The sequence below is a fragment of the Pseudomonas sp. Hp2 genome (genome assembly GCF_006386585.1).
GTDB classification, from domain to species: Bacteria; Pseudomonadota; Gammaproteobacteria; order Xanthomonadales; family Xanthomonadaceae; genus Pseudomonas_S; species Pseudomonas_S boreopolis.
Genome location: NZ_VAHJ01000003.1, coordinates 526372 through 544544 on the forward strand (window position 1 = coordinate 526372; position 18173 = coordinate 544544).

General features: G+C 70.5%; 14 protein-coding genes. 8 read left to right on the forward strand and 6 right to left on the reverse strand.

From position 1 onward, the window contains the following. Positions 1-122: 122 nt before the first annotated feature. The 8 genes from FD678_RS11810 (at position 123) to lpxH (ending at position 10770) form a co-directional block, all read left to right on the forward strand. Positions 123-1766, forward strand: coding sequence for a M48 family metalloprotease (locus tag FD678_RS11810; protein ID WP_140723416.1), 1644 nt, complete (start codon positions 123-125; stop codon positions 1764-1766). Between the two features lie 91 nt (positions 1767-1857). Continuing rightward, positions 1858-2547 (forward strand): phosphate regulon transcriptional regulator PhoB, encoded by a 690-nt coding sequence (gene phoB, locus FD678_RS11815; RefSeq protein WP_140723419.1) that lies wholly within the window; start codon positions 1858-1860, stop codon positions 2545-2547. A gap of 130 nt (positions 2548-2677) precedes the next feature. Next, positions 2678-4006 carry a phosphate regulon sensor histidine kinase PhoR gene (phoR, locus tag FD678_RS11820; RefSeq protein ID WP_140723422.1) on the forward strand — a complete coding sequence of 443 codons (1329 nt, stop codon included), beginning with the start codon at positions 2678-2680 and terminating at the stop codon, positions 4004-4006. A 61-nt stretch (positions 4007-4067) separates the two neighbouring features. Further along, positions 4068-6170 (forward strand): polyphosphate kinase 1, encoded by a 2103-nt coding sequence (gene ppk1, locus FD678_RS11825; RefSeq protein WP_140723425.1) that lies wholly within the window; start codon positions 4068-4070, stop codon positions 6168-6170. A 108-nt stretch (positions 6171-6278) separates the two neighbouring features. Further along, positions 6279-7805 (forward strand): exopolyphosphatase, encoded by a 1527-nt coding sequence (ppx, locus tag FD678_RS11830; protein ID WP_140723428.1) that lies wholly within the window; start codon positions 6279-6281, stop codon positions 7803-7805. A gap of 169 nt (positions 7806-7974) precedes the next feature. Then, positions 7975-9111 carry a glycosyltransferase family 4 protein gene (locus tag FD678_RS11835; RefSeq protein WP_140723431.1) on the forward strand — a complete coding sequence of 379 codons (1137 nt, stop codon included), beginning with the start codon at positions 7975-7977 and terminating at the stop codon, positions 9109-9111. Then, complete coding sequence (locus tag FD678_RS11840; protein ID WP_140723434.1) at positions 9092-9631, forward strand: phosphatase PAP2 family protein; 540 nt, start codon at positions 9092-9094, stop codon at positions 9629-9631. The genes FD678_RS11835 and FD678_RS11840 overlap by 20 nt, the downstream gene beginning before the upstream one ends. 389 nt (positions 9632-10020) lie before the next feature. Beyond that, positions 10021-10770: a UDP-2,3-diacylglucosamine diphosphatase gene (lpxH, locus tag FD678_RS11845; protein WP_140723437.1), complete on the forward strand. Its 750-nt coding sequence runs from the start codon at positions 10021-10023 to the stop codon at positions 10768-10770. Between the two features lie 238 nt (positions 10771-11008). Here lpxH and FD678_RS11850 read toward each other — a convergent pair whose 3' ends face one another. The 6 genes from FD678_RS11850 to folC form a co-directional block, all read right to left on the reverse strand. After that, positions 11009-12253, reverse strand: coding sequence for a zinc-dependent metalloprotease (locus tag FD678_RS11850; RefSeq protein WP_140723441.1), 1245 nt, complete (start codon positions 12251-12253; stop codon positions 11009-11011). 184 nt (positions 12254-12437) lie between these two features. Further along, positions 12438-13241 carry a ferritin-like domain-containing protein gene (locus tag FD678_RS11855; RefSeq protein ID WP_140723444.1) on the reverse strand — a complete coding sequence of 268 codons (804 nt, stop codon included), beginning with the start codon at positions 13239-13241 and terminating at the stop codon, positions 12438-12440. Between the two features lie 86 nt (positions 13242-13327). Continuing rightward, a complete protein-coding gene (gene purF, locus FD678_RS11860) occupies positions 13328-14794 on the reverse strand; it encodes an amidophosphoribosyltransferase (RefSeq protein ID WP_140723447.1) in 1467 nt (488 codons plus the stop codon). A 26-nt stretch (positions 14795-14820) separates the two neighbouring features. Further along, positions 14821-15537 (reverse strand): CvpA family protein, encoded by a 717-nt coding sequence (locus FD678_RS11865; RefSeq protein WP_140723450.1) that lies wholly within the window; start codon positions 15535-15537, stop codon positions 14821-14823. An 81-nt stretch (positions 15538-15618) separates the two neighbouring features. Further along, positions 15619-16605 carry an SPOR domain-containing protein gene (locus FD678_RS11870; protein WP_140723453.1) on the reverse strand — a complete coding sequence of 329 codons (987 nt, stop codon included), beginning with the start codon at positions 16603-16605 and terminating at the stop codon, positions 15619-15621. Between the two features lie 246 nt (positions 16606-16851). Continuing rightward, positions 16852-18165 carry a bifunctional tetrahydrofolate synthase/dihydrofolate synthase gene (folC, locus tag FD678_RS11875; protein ID WP_140723456.1) on the reverse strand — a complete coding sequence of 438 codons (1314 nt, stop codon included), beginning with the start codon at positions 18163-18165 and terminating at the stop codon, positions 16852-16854. Positions 18166-18173 lie beyond the last annotated feature (8 nt).

Sequence of the window (18173 nt, forward strand, 5' to 3'; positions counted from 1 at the left end):
TGGTGGTCCATATGGTAGTCCCCGGCTGGAATTTCGAGGCCGCCGCCGCAACACTGTGGATCGGCCCGGGTTCATCCGGGCCCGTCCCGCGCCCTTCCCGCCGTCCAAGACCGGAGCTTCGTGTGCGTCTTCTGCCGATCGCCGCCGCCGTCACCCTGGCCATCGCGGCCGGCGTTGCGCCCGCGCAGGACAACCGGCTGCCCGACATCGGCTCGTCGGCCGGCGAGCTGCTCACGCCGGCGCGGCAGGCCGAGTACGGCAAGATGATGCTGGCCGAGCTGCGCAACTACGGTTACGTGCTGGACGATCCGCTGATCGACGACTGGCTGCAGTCGATGGGGACCCGGCTGGGCGCCAACAGCGACCAACCGCAGCAGAAGTTCACCTTCTTCATGCTGCGCGAGCGCCAGATCAACGCCTTCGCCACGCTGGGCGGCTACATCGCGGTCAATGCCGGGCTGGTGCTCACCGCCGAGCGCGAGGACGAGGTCGCCGCGGTGCTGTCGCACGAGATCGCCCACGTCACCCAGCAGCACGTGCTGCGCGGGGTGGAGCGCGCCCAGCGCGACCAGATCCCAATCCTGCTCGGCATGCTGGCGGCGGTGATCGCCGCGCAGCAGGCCGGGGGCAGCTCCAGCGGCGATGCGACGATGGCCAGCATCAGCAGCGCGATGGGGCTGATGGCGCAGCGCCAGATCAACTACACCCGCTCCAACGAGGCCGAGGCCGACCGCCTCGGCATCCGCACGCTGGCCCGCAGCGGCTACGACGTGGATGCCATGGCCGGGTTCTTCGAACGGATGTCGCTGGCGATGCGCGGCAACCAGGGCGGCTACAGCGCGCCCGACTACCTGCAGACCCACCCGGTCACCCTCACCCGCATCGGCGAGGCCAAGGCCCGCGCCGAGCAGATGAAGAAGAACACGGTGCTGCTGACCACCACCACGCCGGGCGGCACGCGCCAGGAGCGCGTCGACCCGGCCGACCCGTCGCTGGCCGAGCCGCTCGGGGCGGTGGGCAACCCGCTGCTGCCCTCCACGTTCCGGGTGCCGCTCGACCTCCAGGACCGCGGCGCCAGCGGCCAGTTCGACTGGGCCAAGGAGCGCCTGCGCGTGCTCAGCGCCAACACTCCCTCGGCGGCGATCCGCGAGTACGAGGACATCCGCCGCAGCGCGAGCCGGGGGCTGACCGATGCGCAGCGCTACGGTCTGGCGCTGGCGCGGCTGCGCAACGGCGGCAGGCCGGCCGAGGCGGTGCACGACTTCGGGGCGCTGCTGGAGGCCCACCCCGACAACCTGTGGCTGGCACTGGGCCTGTCCGAGGCGCAGTCGCGGGCCGGCCAGCACGAGCAGGCCAATGCCCGCTTCGACGAGTTGCTCAAGCGCCTGCCGAACAACCGCGCCGTGGCCCTGACCTACGCCGGCATGCTCAACGAGCAGGCCACCCGCGAATCCGGCCAGCGGGCCCGGCAGGTCCTGGAGCCGCTGTTGCGGCAGTCCGGCGAGGACCCGACCTTCCAGCAGGCCTACGCCCGCGCCTGCGAGCTGGCCGGCGACACCGCCCGGGCCAGCGAGGCCTACGCCGAGGCGGCGTTCCTGAACGGGCGCCCCGAACAGGCCCTGTTGCAGTTGCAGGCGCTGAAGAAGCGCGACGACCTGGACTACGTTACCCGCTCCCGGGTGGATGCCCGGATCGCGGCGATTACCCCGACCGTGCTGGAAATGCGCCGCCAGGGCATCCGCGACCCGGACCTGTCCCAACGCTGACGAGCCGTCCCGCCACCGCCCCGGAGTGTCACGTTTCCGTCATAAAACCGTAGTCTACTGACACGCATCCGAAAGACTGACGGTGTCCTGCGTGCAGAAACGCATCCTGATCGTCGATGACGAACCCTCGATCCGCGACATGGTGGCCTTCGCTCTGCGCAAGGGCGAGTTCGAGCCGGTGCATGCCGGCGACGCACGCGAAGCGCAGACGGCGATCGCCGACCGGGTGCCGGACCTGATCCTGCTGGACTGGATGCTGCCCGGCACCAGCGGCCTGGAGCTGGCCCGGCGCTGGCGCAAGGAACAGCTGACCCGCGAGGTGCCGATCATCATGCTGACCGCGCGCGGCGAGGAGAACGACCGCGTCGGCGGGCTGGAAGCCGGCGTCGACGACTACGTGGTCAAGCCGTTCTCGGCGCGCGAGCTGCTGGCGCGCATCCGCGCCGTCATGCGCCGCACCCGCGAGGACGACGAGGACGGCAGCGTGACCGTCGGCCAGCTGCGCATCGACGGTGCCGCGCACCGGGTGTTCGCCGGCGACACGCCGGTGCCGATCGGCCCGACCGAATACCGCCTGCTGCACTTCTTCATGACCCACCCCGAGCGCGTCTACACGCGCACCCAGTTGCTGGACCACGTGTGGGGCGGCAGCGTGTACGTCGAGGAACGCACGATCGACGTGCACATCCGGCGCCTGCGCAAGACGCTGGAGCCGTTCGGGCTCGACAACATGGTGCAGACCGTGCGCGGCTCCGGCTACCGCTTCTCCGCGGCCACCTGATGCCCGCGGGGCGGCGACGCACCGCCCTTCCGTCCGCCCTGCGCCGTTGTAGAGCGTGTTATGTACTTTGACCGGCTCCGCACCGCTGACAGCCAACGCACCTCATCTCAAAGTACGTAACCCGTTCTAGATGCCCGAACACATCCGCTCCGCCTGGTTCAAGACCCTCGGCACCCTGGCCTTGCTGCTCCTGTCCGCCCTGCTGGTGGGCTGGGCGATCGATCACGTGTGGATGGCGCTGGCCCTGGCCGCGCTGGCGGCGCTGGTGTGGCACTACTGGCGGCTGCGCCGGGTGCTGCGGCGCCTGACCGCGCGCCAGCGCTGGGAACCGCCGCACGCCACGGGCGCCTGGAACGAACTGGACCGGCTGCTGTATCGCAGCCAGGCCGAGATGCGCGCGCGCAAGCGCCGGCTGGTCGAGATGCTGCGCACCTACCGCGCCGCGGCCGCGGCCCTGCCGGACGCGGTGGTGGTGGTGGACCGCAACAGCCAGCGCGTGCAATGGTTCAACGAGGCCGCCCGCGGCCTGCTCGGCCTGCGCCATCCGGGCGACCTTGGCGTGCCGGTGGTGCAGCGCCTGCAGCCGCTGCCGCTCGCGCACTGGCTGGCGGCCGGGCGCAACGCCGAGCCGATGCTCGACGCGCCCTCGCCGATCGATCCCAACCTGCGCCTGAGCCTGCGCCTGATCCCCTATTCGGACGACTACTGGCTGCTGATCGCGCGCGACGTCAGCAAGCTGCTGCGCCTGGAGCAAGTGCGCCGCGATTTCGTCGCCAACGTCTCGCACGAGCTGCGCACGCCGCTGACCGTGGTGCACGGCTACCTGGACATGCTCGACCCGGACGATTTCCCGGATTCGGGCCCGATGCTGGCGGAGATGCGCAAGCAGAGCCAGCGCATGGCGCAGTTGGTGGAGGACCTGCTCACGCTGTCGCGGCTGGAATCGCAGGAGGAACTCGGCGAGGAGCACGTGGCGATGGCGCCGATGCTGGCCACGCTCAAGCGCGAGGCCGAGGCGCACAGCCAGGGCAAGCACGCGATCGAGGTCGTCGACGAGGCGCAATGCGACCTGCTCGGCTCCAACAAGGAGTTGCACAGCGCGTTCTCCAACCTGGTCACCAACGCGATCCGCTACACGCCGGCCGGCGGCCGGGTGGCGGTGCGCTTCGCGCGCGAGGGCGACGGCGTGGTGCTGGCGGTGCGCGACACCGGCTACGGCATCCCCGCGCACCACATCCCGCGCCTGACCGAGCGCTTCTATCGCGTCTCCAGCAGCCGCTCGCGCGAGAGCGGCGGCACCGGCCTGGGGCTGTCGATCGTCAAGCACATCCTCGGCCTGCACCAGGCGCGCCTGGACATCGAGAGCGAGGTCGGGCGCGGCAGCACGTTCTCCTGCCACTTCGGCGCGGCGCGCGTGGTTCCGCGCGATCCGAGCGCGCCGTTGTCACGCATGGCGTGATATGTAGCCGCAAGCACGACGGGATCGTCTCGCCGCCCTTCCACCAATCCGAAACCGCACGATGGCCAGCGCCAAGAAGTCCACGAAGACCGCGCCCTCCACCGACATCGCCGTCGATCCGCTGCGCGATCCGGCGCTGTACCTCAACCGCGAGCTGTCGCAGCTCGACTTCAACTTCCGCGTGCTGGCGCAGGCGATGGACCCGGAGGTGCCGCTGCTGGAGCGGCTGCGGTTCCTGTGCATCTCCTGTACCAACCTGGACGAGTTCTTCGAGATCCGCGCCGCCACCGTGCGCCACGCGCAGGAATTCGGCCTGCCCCCGGCGCCGGACGGGCTGAGCCCGGCCGCGATCCTGGCGGCGGTGCACGACCGCGCCGCCGAGCTGGTCGAGCGGCAATACCACTGCTGGAACCAGGTGCTGCGCCCGGCGCTGGCCGAGGCCGGCATCGGCGTGCTCGGGCGCAACTCGTGGAACGCGCGGCAGAAGCGCTGGCTGCGCGCGTACTTCCGCAACGAGATCATGCCGGTGCTGTCGCCGCTCGGGCTGGATCCGGCGCACCCGTTCCCGAAGATCCTCAACAAGACCCTCAACATCGTGGTGGTGCTGGAAGGCATCGACGCGTTCGGCCGCGCCGGGCACCTGGCGATCGTGCGCGCGCCGCGCTCGCTGCCGCGCATCATCCAGCTGCCTGCGGCGCTGGCCGGCGACGGCGAGCAGAACTTCGTGTTCCTGTCCTCGGTGCTGTCGGCGTTCGTCGAGGAGCTGTTCCCGGGCATGGACGTGAAGGGCTCCTACCAGTTCCGCGTCACCCGCAACTCCGAGCTGGTGGTGGACGAGGAGGAAGTGGAGAACCTGGCGCTGGCGCTGCGCGACGAACTGGTCGACCGCGGCTACCGGCCGGCGGTGCGGCTGGAGATCGCCGACGACTGCCCCAAGCCGATCGTGCGCACGCTGCTGCAGAACTTCGGGCTGCCGGACAATGCCGTCTACCGGATCGGCGGCCCGGTGAACCTGAGCCGGGTCAACCAGGTCTACGACCTGGTCCAGCGCCCGGAACTGAAGTACCCGCCGTTCAACCCGCGCACGCTGCGCGACAGCGAGGGCATCTTCGAGATCGTCGCCAAGTCCGACGTGCTGCTGCACCATCCCTACGATGCGTTCACCGCGGTGACCGACCTGATCCGACAGGCCGCGGTCGACCCGAACGTGCTGGCGATCAAGCAGACCCTGTACCGCACCGGCAAGGATTCGGCGATCGTCGACGCGCTGGTGCTGGCCGCGCGCAACGGCAAGGACGTCACCGTGGTGGTGGAACTGCGCGCGCGCTTCGACGAGGAGGCCAACCTGGGCCTGGCCGACAAGCTGCAGGAGGCCGGCGTGCAGGTGGTCTACGGCGTGGTCGGCTACAAGACCCACGCCAAGATGCTGCTGATCGTGCGCCGCGAGGGCCGCAAGCTGCGCCGCTACGTGCACCTGGGCACCGGCAACTACCACAGCGGCACCGCGCGCGCCTACACCGACCTGAGCCTGATCACCGCCGACGCCGACATCGGCAACGACGTGCACCTGCTGTTCCAGCAATTGTCCGGGCTGGCGCCGCGGATCCGGCTCAAGCGCCTGCTGCAATCGCCGTTCACCCTGCATCCGGGCGTGCTGCAGCGGATCGAGCGCGAGACGAGGCTGGCGCGCGCGGGCCGGCCCGGCCGCATCATCGCCAAGATGAACGCCCTCAACGAGCCGCAGGTGGTGCGCGCGCTCTACGAGGCCTCGCAGGCCGGCGTGCAGATCGACCTGATCGTGCGCGGCGCCTGCACGCTGCGCCCGGGCGTGCCCGGCGTGTCCGAGAACATCCGGGTGCGCTCGATCGTCGGCCGCTTCCTCGAGCACAGCCGGGTGTACTGGTTCGGCAACGATGGCGACCCGGAGCTGTTCTGCGCCAGCGCCGACTGGCTGGAGCGCAACCTGCTGCGGCGCGTGGAGACCTGCTTCCCGATCCTCGACCCGGACCTGGCCAAGCGGGTCTACCGCGAAGCGCTGCAGAACTACCTGGACGACAACCTCAATGCCTGGGAGCTGGACGCCAGCGGCGTCTACCACAAGCGCATGCCGGCCACGGGCGAGCAGCCGCATTCGGCCCAGCTGGCGTTGCTCGCGCGGCTGTGAGGCGGCACCGAGGGCCCGGCGGGCCCTCCGATGCCCGGACGATCGACCCTTCGGCCCCGGATGACACGCTCTAACGACCAGCGCGACCCTTCGGCTACCATTCCCGCCATGCCGAACACCTCCCCTACTTCCCCGCCGTTGCAGGATGGCGATCTGCTGGCGGCGATCGACCTGGGTTCCAACAGTTTCCACATGGTGATCGCGCGCTACCTGCTCGGGCAGTTGCGGGTGGTGGACCGGTTGCGCGAGACGGTGCGGCTCGCCGAGGGCCTGGACGGCAAGGGCGGGTTGTCCAACGAGGCGCGCCAGCGCGCGCTCGAGTGCCTGGCGCGGTTCGGCCAGCGCCTGCGCGGCGTGCCGCCGACCCACGTGCGCGCGCTCGCCACCAACACCGTGCGCCAGCTGCGCTCGCCGCAGACCTTCCTGATGCCGGCCGAGACCGCGCTGGGGCATGCCATCGAGGTGGTCAGCGGCCGCGAGGAGGCGCGCCTGATCTATCTCGGCGTGGCGCACGCGCAGCCGCCCAAGCCGGACCAGCGCAGGCTGGTGATCGACATCGGCGGCGGTTCCACCGAGTTCATCATCGGCCGCGGCTTCCAGACCCTGGAACGCGAGAGCCTGCAGGCCGGCTGCATCGCCAGCACGCGGCGCTTCTTTCCCGGCGGCAAGCTCTCGCGCAAGAAGTGGAAGGACGCGCTGACCGAGATCGGCGCCGAGTTCCAGCAGTTCGCCAGCCTGTACCGCACGATCGGGTGGCACGAGGCGGTGGGTTCGTCCGGCACCCACAAGGCGATCGGCGAGATCTGCGCCGCGATGAAGCTGACCAAGGGCGCGATCACCGCGGCGGCCCTGCCGGTGGTGCGCGACGAGCTGCTCAAGGCCAAGCGCATCGAGGACATCCAGCTGCCCGGGCTGTCGTCCGAGCGCCGGCCGATCATCGCCGGCGGCATCCTCGTCCTGGAGGCGGCCTTCCAGGCGCTGGGGCTGGAACGGCTGATGGTCAGCAAGGCCGCCATGCGCGAGGGCATCCTCTACGACATGCTCGGCCGCGGCAGCGCCGACGACTCGCGCGACGGCTCGGTCGCCGCGCTCGTGCAGCGCTACGGCATCGACGAGAACCAGGCCGAACGGGTCGCCGCCACCGCGCGGCGCCTGTTCGAACAGGTCGCCGAGGCCTGGGCGCTGGATGCCGACGACGCGCGGATGCTCGACTGGGCCGCGCGCCTGCACGAGCTGGGCCTGATGATCGCGCACAGCCAGTACCACGTGCACGGCAGCTACGTGCTGGAAAATTCCGATATCGCCGGCTTCTCCCGCCAGGAGCAGCAGGTGCTGGCGGCGCTGGTGCGCACGCATCGCCGCAACGTGCCGAAGAACGCCTTCGACGCGCTGCCCGACCGCCTGCTGCAATCGGCCAAGCGCAAGGCCGCGCTGCTGCGCCTGGCGGTGCTGCTGCACCGCGCCCACGAGCCGGACCCGATCCCGCAGCTGGAACTGCAGGCGCAGGGCGACCAGCTGTCGCTGGTCCTCTCGCGCAGCTGGGTCGGCTCGCGCCCCCTGCTGCGCGCCGACCTGCTCGGCGAAGTCGAGGGCATGGCCGGCCTGGGAATCACCTTCAAGCCGCTGGTGGCCTGAAGCCGGGACCGGGGCCTGGCAAAGGCTGCCGCGCCCGGGGATCCTCCGGGCACGACGTACCGGCTTTTCCCGAGCCCCGGATCCCCGGCCCCGCGTCATCCCACTGACGCAAAAATGCCATCCCGCTGCCACCGCCTCCCGCCAAGCTTGCGCAAACGGGAGAACGGCCATGCGTTACGCCATCGTCACGGAAACCTATCCGCCCGAGGTCAACGGCGTCGCCCTGACCGTGCACGGACTGGAAACCGGCCTGCGCGCGCGTGGCCACCAGGTCGAGGTGGTGCGCCCGCGCCAGGCGGCCGACCAGGATCCCAAGGACACCTTGCTGGTGCGCGGCGCGGCGCTGCCGCGCTACCCCGGCCTGCGTTTCGGCCTGCCGGCCACGCAGCGGTTGACCCGTCATTGGCAGAACACGACGCCGGACGCGATCTACGTGGCCACGGAAGGCCCCCTGGGCTGGTCGGCGGTGCGCGCCGCGCGCCGGCTCGGCATCCCGGTCGCCACCGGCTTCCATACCCGCTTCGACGAATACCTGCCCGAGTACGGCGCGGCCTGGCTGCAGGGCGCGGCGCTGCGCTGGATGCGGCGCTTCCACAACCAGGCCGAGGCGACGCTGGTACCGACCCGCGAGCTGAAGCAGTTCCTCACCGAGGCCGGCTTCGAGCGCGTGCAGCTGCTGGCCCGCGCGGTCGACAGCCTGCAGTTCGACCCGTCGCGGCGCGACCCGGCGCTGCGCGCCGAATGGGGCATCGAGGGCGAAGGCTTCGCGGCGATCTACGTCGGCCGCATCGCCGGCGAGAAGAACCTGCCGCTGGCGGTGCGCGCGTTCCGCCAGATCCAGCAGGTGCGGCCGAAGGCGCGCTTCGTCTGGGTCGGCGACGGTCCGCTGCGCGAGAAGCTGGCGCACGAGAACCCGGATTTCATCTTCTGCGGCATCCAGCGCGGCGACGCGCTCGCCCGCCACTTCGCCAGCGGCGACATGTTCCTGTTCCCCAGCCGCAGCGAGACCTTCGGCAACGTCACGCTGGAGGCGATGGCCAGCGGCGTGGCGACGATCGCCTTCGACTACGGCGCCGCGCGCGAGTACCTGCGCAACGGCATGACCGGCGCGGCGGTCAACACCGACGAGGAATTCATCGAGGCCGCGGTGCGGCTGGCCGAGCAGGACGAACTCCGCCGCACGATGGCGACGGCCGCCAGCATCGCTATGAAGAAACTGCATCCCGACCGCGTCGTGGCCGATTTCGACGCCATGCTGCAAGGATTGCGCGCCCCCAGGAGGCACCATGCTGTCGACGCCGCTTGAATCGCTGCGCGGGCGCGAGGCCCGCTGGTGCCGGGTCGCCAACCTCTGGTGCCGCCGGCAACGGATACGCCGCTTCTTCGCGGCGATCAGCCGGCTCGGCGACGGGGTGTTCTGGTACTCGCTGATGGGCCTGCTGGTGCTGGCCGACGGCCTCGACGGCATCCGCGCCTCCGCGCACATGGCCGCCACCGGCGTGGTCGCGCTGACCCTGTACAAGTCGCTCAAGCGCTGGACGCGGCGCCCGCGCCCGTACGCCGCGCACCCGCGCATCCGCGCCTGGGTGGCGCCGCTGGACGAGTTCAGCTTCCCCTCCGGGCACACGCTGCACGCGGTGTCCTTCAGCATCGTCGCCCTGGCCTACTATCCCTGGCTGGCCCCCTTGCTGGTGCCGTTCACCGCCTGCGTGGCGCTCTCGCGCGTGGTGCTGGGCCTGCACTACCCGAGCGACGTGCTGGCCGCCACCGCGATCGGCGCGCTGCTGGCGGGGTTGTCGCTGTGGGGGATGCAGTCGCTGTACTGATCTTCGGCCGGGATTCGGGATTCGGGATTCGGGATTCGGGATTCGGGATTCGGGATTCGGGAAAAAGCATCCTTGCCTGACTTTGGCTGTCAAGCGATCTGCTGCTTTTTTGCAATTTTCTGCTTTCTGCAGGGTGCTTTCTGTGGGAGGGACTTCAGTCCCGACAGAGGGCCGATAGAGCCCGTCGAGGCTGAAGCCTCTCCTACAACAGCACCCGGTCCGAAGCAGGCTTGTCGCTCTGCCGAGTCCCAGTCCCCAAACCCAAGTTCCGGCTTTTCCGATAAAGCCCGTCGGGACTGAAGTCCCTCCCACGACAACACGCGATCCGAAGCAGGCTTGTCGCTCTGCCGGGTCCCGGGTGCGAGTCCCGGCTCCACTACAATACCGGCATGACCACCCTGTTCATTTCCGACCTGCACCTGGACCCGGCGCGCCCGGCCATCACCGAACTGTTCCTGGCGTTCCTGCGCGGGGAAGCGCGCGAGGCCGACGCGCTGTACATCCTCGGCGACCTGTTCGAAGCCTGGATCGGCGACGACACGCCCTCGCCCGCCGCCGATGCGGTGGCCGTGGCGCTGCGCGAGGTCGTCGATGCCGGCGTGCCGGTCTACTTCATGCCGGGCAACCGCGACTTCCTGGTCGGCGAGGATTACGCGCGCCGGGCCGGCTTCCGCATCCTGCCCGACCCGACCGTGATCGACCTGTACGGCGAGCCGGTGCTGTTGCTGCACGGCGACCTGCTCTGCACCGACGACACGGCCTACCAGGCGTTCCGCGCGCAGACCCGCGACCCGGCCTTCATCGCCCAGTTCCTGGCGCAGCCGCTGGCCGCGCGCGTCGCCTTCGCGCAGCAGGCGCGCGCCGCCAGCCAGGCGCGCCAGTCCGAGCTGAAGCAGGAGAGCAATGCGCAGTTCGAGACGATCACCGACGTGGCGCCGGCCGAGGTCGAAGCCTGGTTCGCGCGCTACGGCGTGCAGCGGATGATCCATGGCCATACGCATCGCCCGGCGATCCATTCGCTGGTGGTCGGCGAGCTGCCGCGCGCGCGCATCGTGCTCGGCGACTGGTACGAGCAGGGTTCGGTGCTGCGAGTGGATGCCGATGGCTATCGGTTGGAAGCGCTTGCCGCGGAAAATTGATCGCTCCCGAGTCGAAGTGCCCTCTTCTCCCCCGAGGAAGAAGGTGCCCCGAAGGGACGGATGAGGGTGCGGGCGAAGCCTCGTGCAACCCGATATCGCAGGGCTTCGCCCGTACCCTCACCCAAGCCCCGCTCCGAGCCCCCCGCCAGCGGCGGGGGGCTCCAGGGCACGCGTCTCAATGGCGCGCAAGCCGTGCCTTGGAGCCCCGGCAGAGAGGGGCTGGCAGACGCCGGTCCGCTCAGCGGAACCCGGCGATCGTGGCCTTGGTGTTGACCAGCACGCGCTGGTTGTCGGCCGTGCTGGCATTGCCCATCGGCACCCCGCCATAGGAGATGTTGGGGTTGGACCAGTAGTTCAGGCGCGGGCAGCTGACGTTGCAGTTGTAGGCCATGATCGTGCGCCAGTTGTTGCCGTAGCGGTAACCGTGGCCATAGGCGTACGGCGTGGTGCTCGGATCGTTGGCGGTGTCGTGGCGCGCGCTCTGCAGGTGGCCGATCTCGTGCGCGAAGCTGTAGTAGCCGGTGGCGCAGTCCCAGTACACCGAGGCGAACGCGGTGCTCGCGGTGGAGCCGATGCCCGACGCCAGGCCGCAATAGCTGCTGTTGTCCAACAGGATCACCGCCACGTCCGCGGCGGTGCTGTTGCGCGTGGCGTGGATGCCGTCCATGTAGCCGTCGCTGGTGCCGCGGAAGCGCGCCAGGTCGGTGCTGAAGTCGCCCGATTCGGTGTAGCTGGTGGTCTCGTAGCCGGCCAGTTGCAAGGTGATGCCGACGTTGCTGTTGGTATAGCCCTGGTTGGACTCGGCCACGGCCAGTTGCACCAGCGCCTGCATGTTGCCGCCATAGGCGTTCACGGCCTGGTTGGTCGCCACTACGAGCACGCGGATCGTGGCCGGCGAGCCCGAGGATGCCGCGGCGATGCCGATGCGGTCGTTGGCCGGCATGGCGATGGTCGGCAGCACGTTGTAGTCGGCCGGGTGGTCGGCGGGCATGCGGCTCTCGTCCACTTCCACCAGCGCATGGCGGCCCTTGTCGAGCGGACGCAGGCGGTAGAGCTTGCTGCCGGCGCGGATGGTGCCGGTCACGGTGTTGCCCGCGCGCACCAGGATCACCGAATTGAGCGGGTCAACGCCCGACAGCGTGCGCGTGCGGGGGCCGGTGTCGAGATTGCCGTACCAGACGCTGTTGCCGCCTTCCAGCGTCTCCATCTTGGTGCGCGTGGCGGTGACGGTCCTGCCCTGCAGTTCGAACTGCAACTGCGCATCGTCCTGCGAGACCGCGCCGGCATCGACCTGCACCAGCTGCACGGCCGCGGTGGACGGTGCGGCGACCAGGCGTTCGAGCGCAGGCTCGGCAAGCGCCGCGGCGCCCGCCCGGGTGACGTAGGTAGACGGTTGGAACAGCGGCTTGCCCGCCGCCGCGGCCGGTCCGGCCAGGCATATCGCGATCAGACCCACGGCATTGCACATCGACCTCGACATCATGTCGCCTCTCCTTGATGGAAGTAGTGGATGTGGAACACCCGCCTTCGGCGGGCCTCCATTAAGACGCCAGCAGGCGATGTGAAATCAAGGCGACCGGCAGGAAGCGCCGGGAACTGTGACAGGCAACGCCATGCGACGGCGAACGCGTGCGCAATGCGATGCAGCCGGCGAGGGCCGGCCGGGATCAGCCGGCCTGTTCGACCAGGCTGGCCAGTTCGTCCTCGTCGAAGCCGGCCAGCAGCCGCGCTTCCATGTTGAAGGGGCCATGCAGGTAGCCGCCGGCGTATTCGCGCAGCAGCTCCTTGAAGCGCACGCGCGGTTCGACCCCAGCGCGCTCGCAATACCAGCGGTACCAGCGCGAGCCGGCCGCCACGTGCGCCACCTCTTCGCGCAGGATCGTTTCCAGCACCCCGGCGGTGGCGTCGTCGCCCAGCGAGCGCAGCTTGACGATCATGCCCGGCGTGACGTCGAGCCCGCGCGCTTCCAGCACGCGCGGCACCAGCGCCATCCGCGCCAGGCCGTCGTGCGCGGTCTTCTCGCACATTTCCCACAGGCCGTTGTGCGCGTCGAAGTCGCCGTAGTCGCAGCCGTAGTCGCGCAGGCGCGCGCGCAGCAGCATGAAGTGGCGCGACTCGTCGTCGGCGACCGCGACCCAGTCCGCATAGAAGCCTTGCGGCAATCCGCGGAAGCGGTAGACCGCGTCCCAGGCCAGGTCGATCGCGTTCAATTCGATGTGCGCGATCGCGTGCAGGAACGCCGAGCGTCCTTCCGGCGTGCCCAGGCCGCGCCGCGGCAGGTCGCGCGGATGCACCAGGCGCGGACGCACGGGGCGGCCCGGCATGCGGATCGGCTCGGGCGGCGGCGCCGGGTCCGGCAGCGCTAGCCCGCCGGCGCGGAACGCGGACGCATGGCGCTGGGTGAGCGCGACCTTCTCGGCCGGATCGACGGCGTCGAGGCAGGCACGGGCGGCGTCGAAGATCGAGGGCATGGGAAAGGCGAAGGAACGGAGCGGCTGGCGGACTTCGGGTGCTCTCCTGCGTCATCCCCGCGGAAGCGGGAACGACGCGGATGTCCTCAAGCGCGCCGCTTGCGCTTGGCGTCGTCCGAGCGCAGCTGGCGGATGCGCTCGAAATAGCCCGGCTCGATGCCGGTGGTGTATTCGCCGTTGAAGCAGGAGGAGTCGAACTGCTTCAGCTCCGGATTGCCCTCGCGCACCGCCGCTTCCAGGTCTTCCAGGTCCTGGTAGATCAGCCAGTCGCAGCCGAGGAACTCCTGGATCTCCTGCTCGCTGCGGCCGTGCGCGATCAATTCCTCGGCGGCGGGCATGTCGATGCCGTAGATGTTCGGGTAGCGCACCGGCGGCGCGGCGCTGGCGAGGTAGACCTTGCGCGCGCCGGCCTCGCGCGCCATCTGCACGATCTGCCGGCTGGTGGTGCCGCGCACGATCGAGTCGTCGACCAGCAGCACCACGCGGTTGCGGAACTCCAGGTGGATCGGATTGAGCTTGCGGCGCACCGATTTCACCCGCTCGCCCTGCCCCGGCATGATGAAGGTGCGGCCGACGTAGCGGTTCTTGACGAAGCCCTCGCGGTACTTCACCCCGAGCACGTTGGACATCTCCAGCGCGGCGTCGCGCGAGGTGTCGGGGATCGGGATGATGGTGTCGATGTCGTGGTCGGGACGCAGGCGCAGGATCTTCTCGCCGAGCTTCTGGCCCATGCGCATGCGCGCCTTGTGCACCGACACGTTGTCGATCATCGAATCCGGGCGCGCGAAGTACACGTACTCGAAGATGCACGGGGTGTGGTCGGTCTGGGTCGCGCAGACCTCGGAGAACAGCTCGCCGCGCGCGGTGATCACCACCGCCTCGCCCGGGCGCACGTCGCGCACGCGCTGGAAGCCGAGGATGTCCAGCACCGCCGACTCGGAGGCGACCACGTACTCGGGGCCTTCGGCGCCGTCGCGCTTGCCCAGCACCAGCGGGCGGATGCCGTGCGGGTCGCGGAACGCCACCAGGCCCAGGCCCAGCACCACGCTGACCACCGCGTAGCCGCCCTTGCAGCGGCGGTGCACGCCGGCCACGGCGCGGATCGCCGCTTCCGGGGTCAGCATGCGCTGCGCGTCCAGCTCGTAGGCGAACACGTTCAGCAGCACTTCGCTGTCCGAGTCGGTGTTGATGTTGCGGCGGTCGGCCTCGAAGACCTGCTGGCGCAGCGCTTCGGTATTGATCAGGTTGCCGTTGTGCGCCAGCGCGATGCCGTACGGCGAGTTGACGTAGAACGGCTGCGCCTCGTCCATGCCTTCCGAACCGGCGGTCGGGTAGCGGCAGTGGGCGATGCCGACGCGACCCTCCAGCACCGCCATGCGCTTCTCGTCGAACACGTCGCGCACCAGGCCGTTGGCCTTCTGCACGCGCAGCCGCGTGCCGTCGGCGGTGGCGATGCCCGCCGCGTCCTGGCCGCGATGCTGCAGGACGGTCAGGCCGTCATAGAGCTGCCCGGCGACGTTCTGGTTGCCGACGATACCGACGATGCCACACATGTTGCGCGTCTCCGCTTGGCTTGCGCCTATTGCTGTGAAGGTGGCCGTGCCTGGCCGTGGGATTCGGCCCGCGGGGAGCCGTTTTCTCCGGCGCGGTCCTGCGCCGGGTCGATGTTGCTGGGCAGTGCCTGCGCCGGATCGCCCTCGTGGGCGCCGTCCGCGTCCGGCGTCCGGCCCAGCGTGCGCACCACCGTCTCCTGCATGGAGGAGACGGACAGCGCCTTGTCGAGGACGCCATTATCGCCTGCGACCGGCAGCTTGCCCAAATCCACGTCCTGAACGGACCAGTCCGGCAGCTGCGCGCGCATCCACTTCGCCCCCGGCAGCAGCAGCGGCAACACCCGCGACTCGCGCCAGGCCGGCTCGTGCGCCAGCGGCGTGAAACCCAGCAGCAGCACCAGCACGCACGCGAAGAACGCCCCGCGCACCAGCCCGAGGAGGAAGCCGAGCATCCGGTCGGTGCCGTTCAGCCGCACCGCGTCCACGCCGGCGCGGATGGCCATGCCGACCAGCGCCACGGCCACCAGCACGCCCACGAACACCAGCGCGTAACCGCCCAGCGACTCGGTGGCCGAAGGGTGGGCGCCGCCGGCCAGCCAGCGCCCGGCAGCCGCGCCGAACTGGAAGGTCGCCCAGCCCGCCAACAGCCACGAGGCGGTGCCGACCACGATGCCGACGAAACCGCGGAACAGCCCGAGCAGCGCCGACAGCCCGATCAGCGCGAGCAGCAGCAGATCGATCACGCACGCTCCTCCGCGCCGAAGCCTCGCCCGGCCGTCATGCCCATGCGCCCGGCCCCGTCATGGGCGCTGCAGCGCGCCCTTTCAAGGATGCGGGCGGACCATGCCGCTGATGCCGACCCGCGCGGCCACCTGGGCCCTGAGCTGTTCGGCATCGGCACGATTGGCCACCGGCCCCACCCGCACCCGGCTCAGGGTGCCCTTGTCGGTCCTCACCTGCTCGACGAACGCGCTGAAGCCGGCCGCGCGCACCTTGTCGCGCAGCGCATTGGCGTCCTCGGCCCGGCCGAACGCGCCCAGCTGCACGGCGAAGCCGACGTTGCTGGCGGCCGGCACCGAAGGCGCGGCCGGCGGCGCCGGCTTGGCCGGCTGCGGCTTGGCGGGTTCGGGCTTGGCCGGCGCCGGCGCGGGCTTGCTGGCCGCGGCCACCGGCTTGGCCGGTTCCGGCGGCAGCGGCTCGCTCCGGGCCGGAGCCGGCGCGGGTGCCGGGGCCGGCGTGGAAGCCGCCGGCTTGGCGTCGAGCGTCACCACCTGGGCGTTGACGTCGCTGCGCACCTTGACCGCCTGCAGGCGCACCGCTTCGGCCTGGGCCTGGCTGGCATACGGGCCGATCCGCACGCGCCAGGCCGGCCTGCCGCCGATCTGGGTCGGCTCGCTGAATCCCGGCAGCTGCGATTGCTTGAGCCGCGCGATCACCTTGTCGGCATCCTCCTGGCTGGCATAGGCGCCGAAATTCACCGCGTAGTTGCCCGCGGCGACGCTCGGCGGCAGGGCCTCGCCCTGCGGCGCCAGGTCGGCCGCGTCCGGGTTGTCCTGCACCGGTGCCGGCGCCGAAGCGGCGTTGCCGGCCATGCCGACCGCCCCGCCGGCCGGCGCGGCGCCGGGTGGCGTCACCAACGGCAGCTCGCGGGTTTCGTACTGCCCGTCGGCCGGTGCGGCCGGCGCGGTGATCGGCACGTCGGACACGCCGCTGTCGGGCGCCGGGCCCTTCACCAGCATCGGCAGGAAGATCACGGCAAGCGCCACCAGCACGGCGGCGCCGATCAGGCGCTGTTTCAGGGTCGTATCCACGTGGGAATGGCAATGCGACGGAATGTGCCCGGATTATACGGCTTGGCCGCAAGCGGCCACGGCAGGCCGCGATGGCGACGGACTCTCCGTTGCAAAGCCTGAACGGAATGGCACAGCGAGGATGTTGTGGGAGCGACTTCAGTCGCGATGGGGCGTTCCCGTTGAATCCCAGCACATGGCTGTGCGGACTGCATGACAGCCCTTGTCGCGACTGAAGTCGCTCCCACAGGAAGCTGCCCAGTTTGCTCAGGGTTCGGGACGCAATCGCGACAGTGCCTCGGCGGCGGTGTGGAACGAGCCGAACACCAGCACGCGGTCGCCTTCCGCGGCCTTGCCGATGGCGTCGTCCAGTGCCTCGGCGACGCTCGCGAAACGCGCCGCGCTCTCCGCCGGCGTACCGCGCAGGCGCTCGGCCAGCGCCTCCGCGCTCTGCCCGCGCGCGCCGGCGAGGCCGGCGATGCGCCAGGTGTCGGCCGCCGCTGCCAGTGCCTCGGCCACGCCGGCCACGTCCTTGTCGGACAAGGCCGCATAGACCGCATGGGTCCGGCCCGGCACCGCGCGCGCCTTCAACGCGGCCGCCAGCGCGCGCGCCGCCTGCGGGTTGTGGCCCACGTCGACCAGCACCTCCACCCCGTCCCGGTCGAACGCCTGCAGCCGGCCGGCGATGCCGGCCTGCGCGACGCCTTCGGCCCAGGCGGCGCGCGGCAGCGGCCTGCCCAGCGCGCGCAGCGCGGCGATCGCCGTGGCGGCGTTGGCCAGTTGCACCGGCGCCTGCAGGGCCGGCATCGGCAGTTCCATCCGCCGGGAGACGTCGCGCCAGCGCCAGCGCTGCGCGTCGATCGGCTCGGCGAAGAAATCGCTGCCGAAGCGGATCGCGTTGGCGCCGAGCAGGTAGGCGCGGCGCAGCACGCTCGAAGGCGGGTCGATCTCGCCCAGGATCACCGGCTTCCAGCCGCGGATGATGCCGGCCTTCTCCCCGCCGATGGTCTCGCGGTCGCCGCCGAGCCAGTCGGTATGGTCGATGTCGACGGTGGTGATCACCGCGACGTCGGCGTCGACGATGTTCACCGCATCGAGCCTCCCGCCCAGGCCGACCTCCAGCACCGCCAGGTCCAGGCCGGAACGCACGAACACCCACAGCGCCGCCAGCGTGCCGAACTCGAAATAGGTCAGCGGCGTGTCGCCGCGCGCGGCCTCGACGGCGGCGAAGGCCTCCACCAGCACGGCGTCCTCCGCTTCCCGGCCGTCGATGCGCACGCGTTCGTTGTAGCGCAGCAGGTGCGGCGAGGTGTAGGCGCCCACTTTCCAGCCGGCGGCGCGGGCGATCGCCTCGATGAAGGCGACCGTCGAGCCCTTGCCGTTGGTGCCGGCCACGACGATCGTCTTTCCTGCGATGCCCCCGCGGCGCGCGGCCTTGCCGGCGGGCCTGCCCTCGGCCGGGGCGCCCAGGCCCAGCCGGCCGGCGACTTCTCTCACGCGCTCGAGCCCCATCGCGATCGACTGCGGATGCTGGCGCTCGATGTAGGCCAGCCACTCGGGAAGGGAATGCGTTGCGTTCACGGCGAAGG

What these genes read in the sequence shown, in the direction of transcription:
- phoR (WP_140723422.1), top strand. Translation starts at nt 2,678, where the DNA reads ATGCCCGAACACATCCGCTCCGCCTGGTTCAAGACCCTCGGCACCCTG.
- ppk1 (WP_140723425.1), top strand. Translation starts at nt 4,068, where the DNA reads ATGGCCAGCGCCAAGAAGTCCACGAAGACCGCGCCCTCCACCGACATC.
- ppx (WP_140723428.1), top strand. Translation starts at nt 6,279, where the DNA reads ATGCCGAACACCTCCCCTACTTCCCCGCCGTTGCAGGATGGCGATCTG.
- FD678_RS11835 (WP_140723431.1), top strand. Translation starts at nt 7,975, where the DNA reads ATGCGTTACGCCATCGTCACGGAAACCTATCCGCCCGAGGTCAACGGC.
- FD678_RS11840 (WP_140723434.1), top strand. Translation starts at nt 9,092, where the DNA reads ATGCTGTCGACGCCGCTTGAATCGCTGCGCGGGCGCGAGGCCCGCTGG.
- lpxH (WP_140723437.1), top strand. Translation starts at nt 10,021, where the DNA reads ATGACCACCCTGTTCATTTCCGACCTGCACCTGGACCCGGCGCGCCCG.
- FD678_RS11850 (WP_140723441.1), bottom strand. Translation starts at nt 12,253, where the DNA reads ATGATGTCGAGGTCGATGTGCAATGCCGTGGGTCTGATCGCGATATGC.
- FD678_RS11855 (WP_140723444.1), bottom strand. Translation starts at nt 13,241, where the DNA reads ATGCCCTCGATCTTCGACGCCGCCCGTGCCTGCCTCGACGCCGTCGAT.
- purF (WP_140723447.1), bottom strand. Translation starts at nt 14,794, where the DNA reads ATGTGTGGCATCGTCGGTATCGTCGGCAACCAGAACGTCGCCGGGCAG.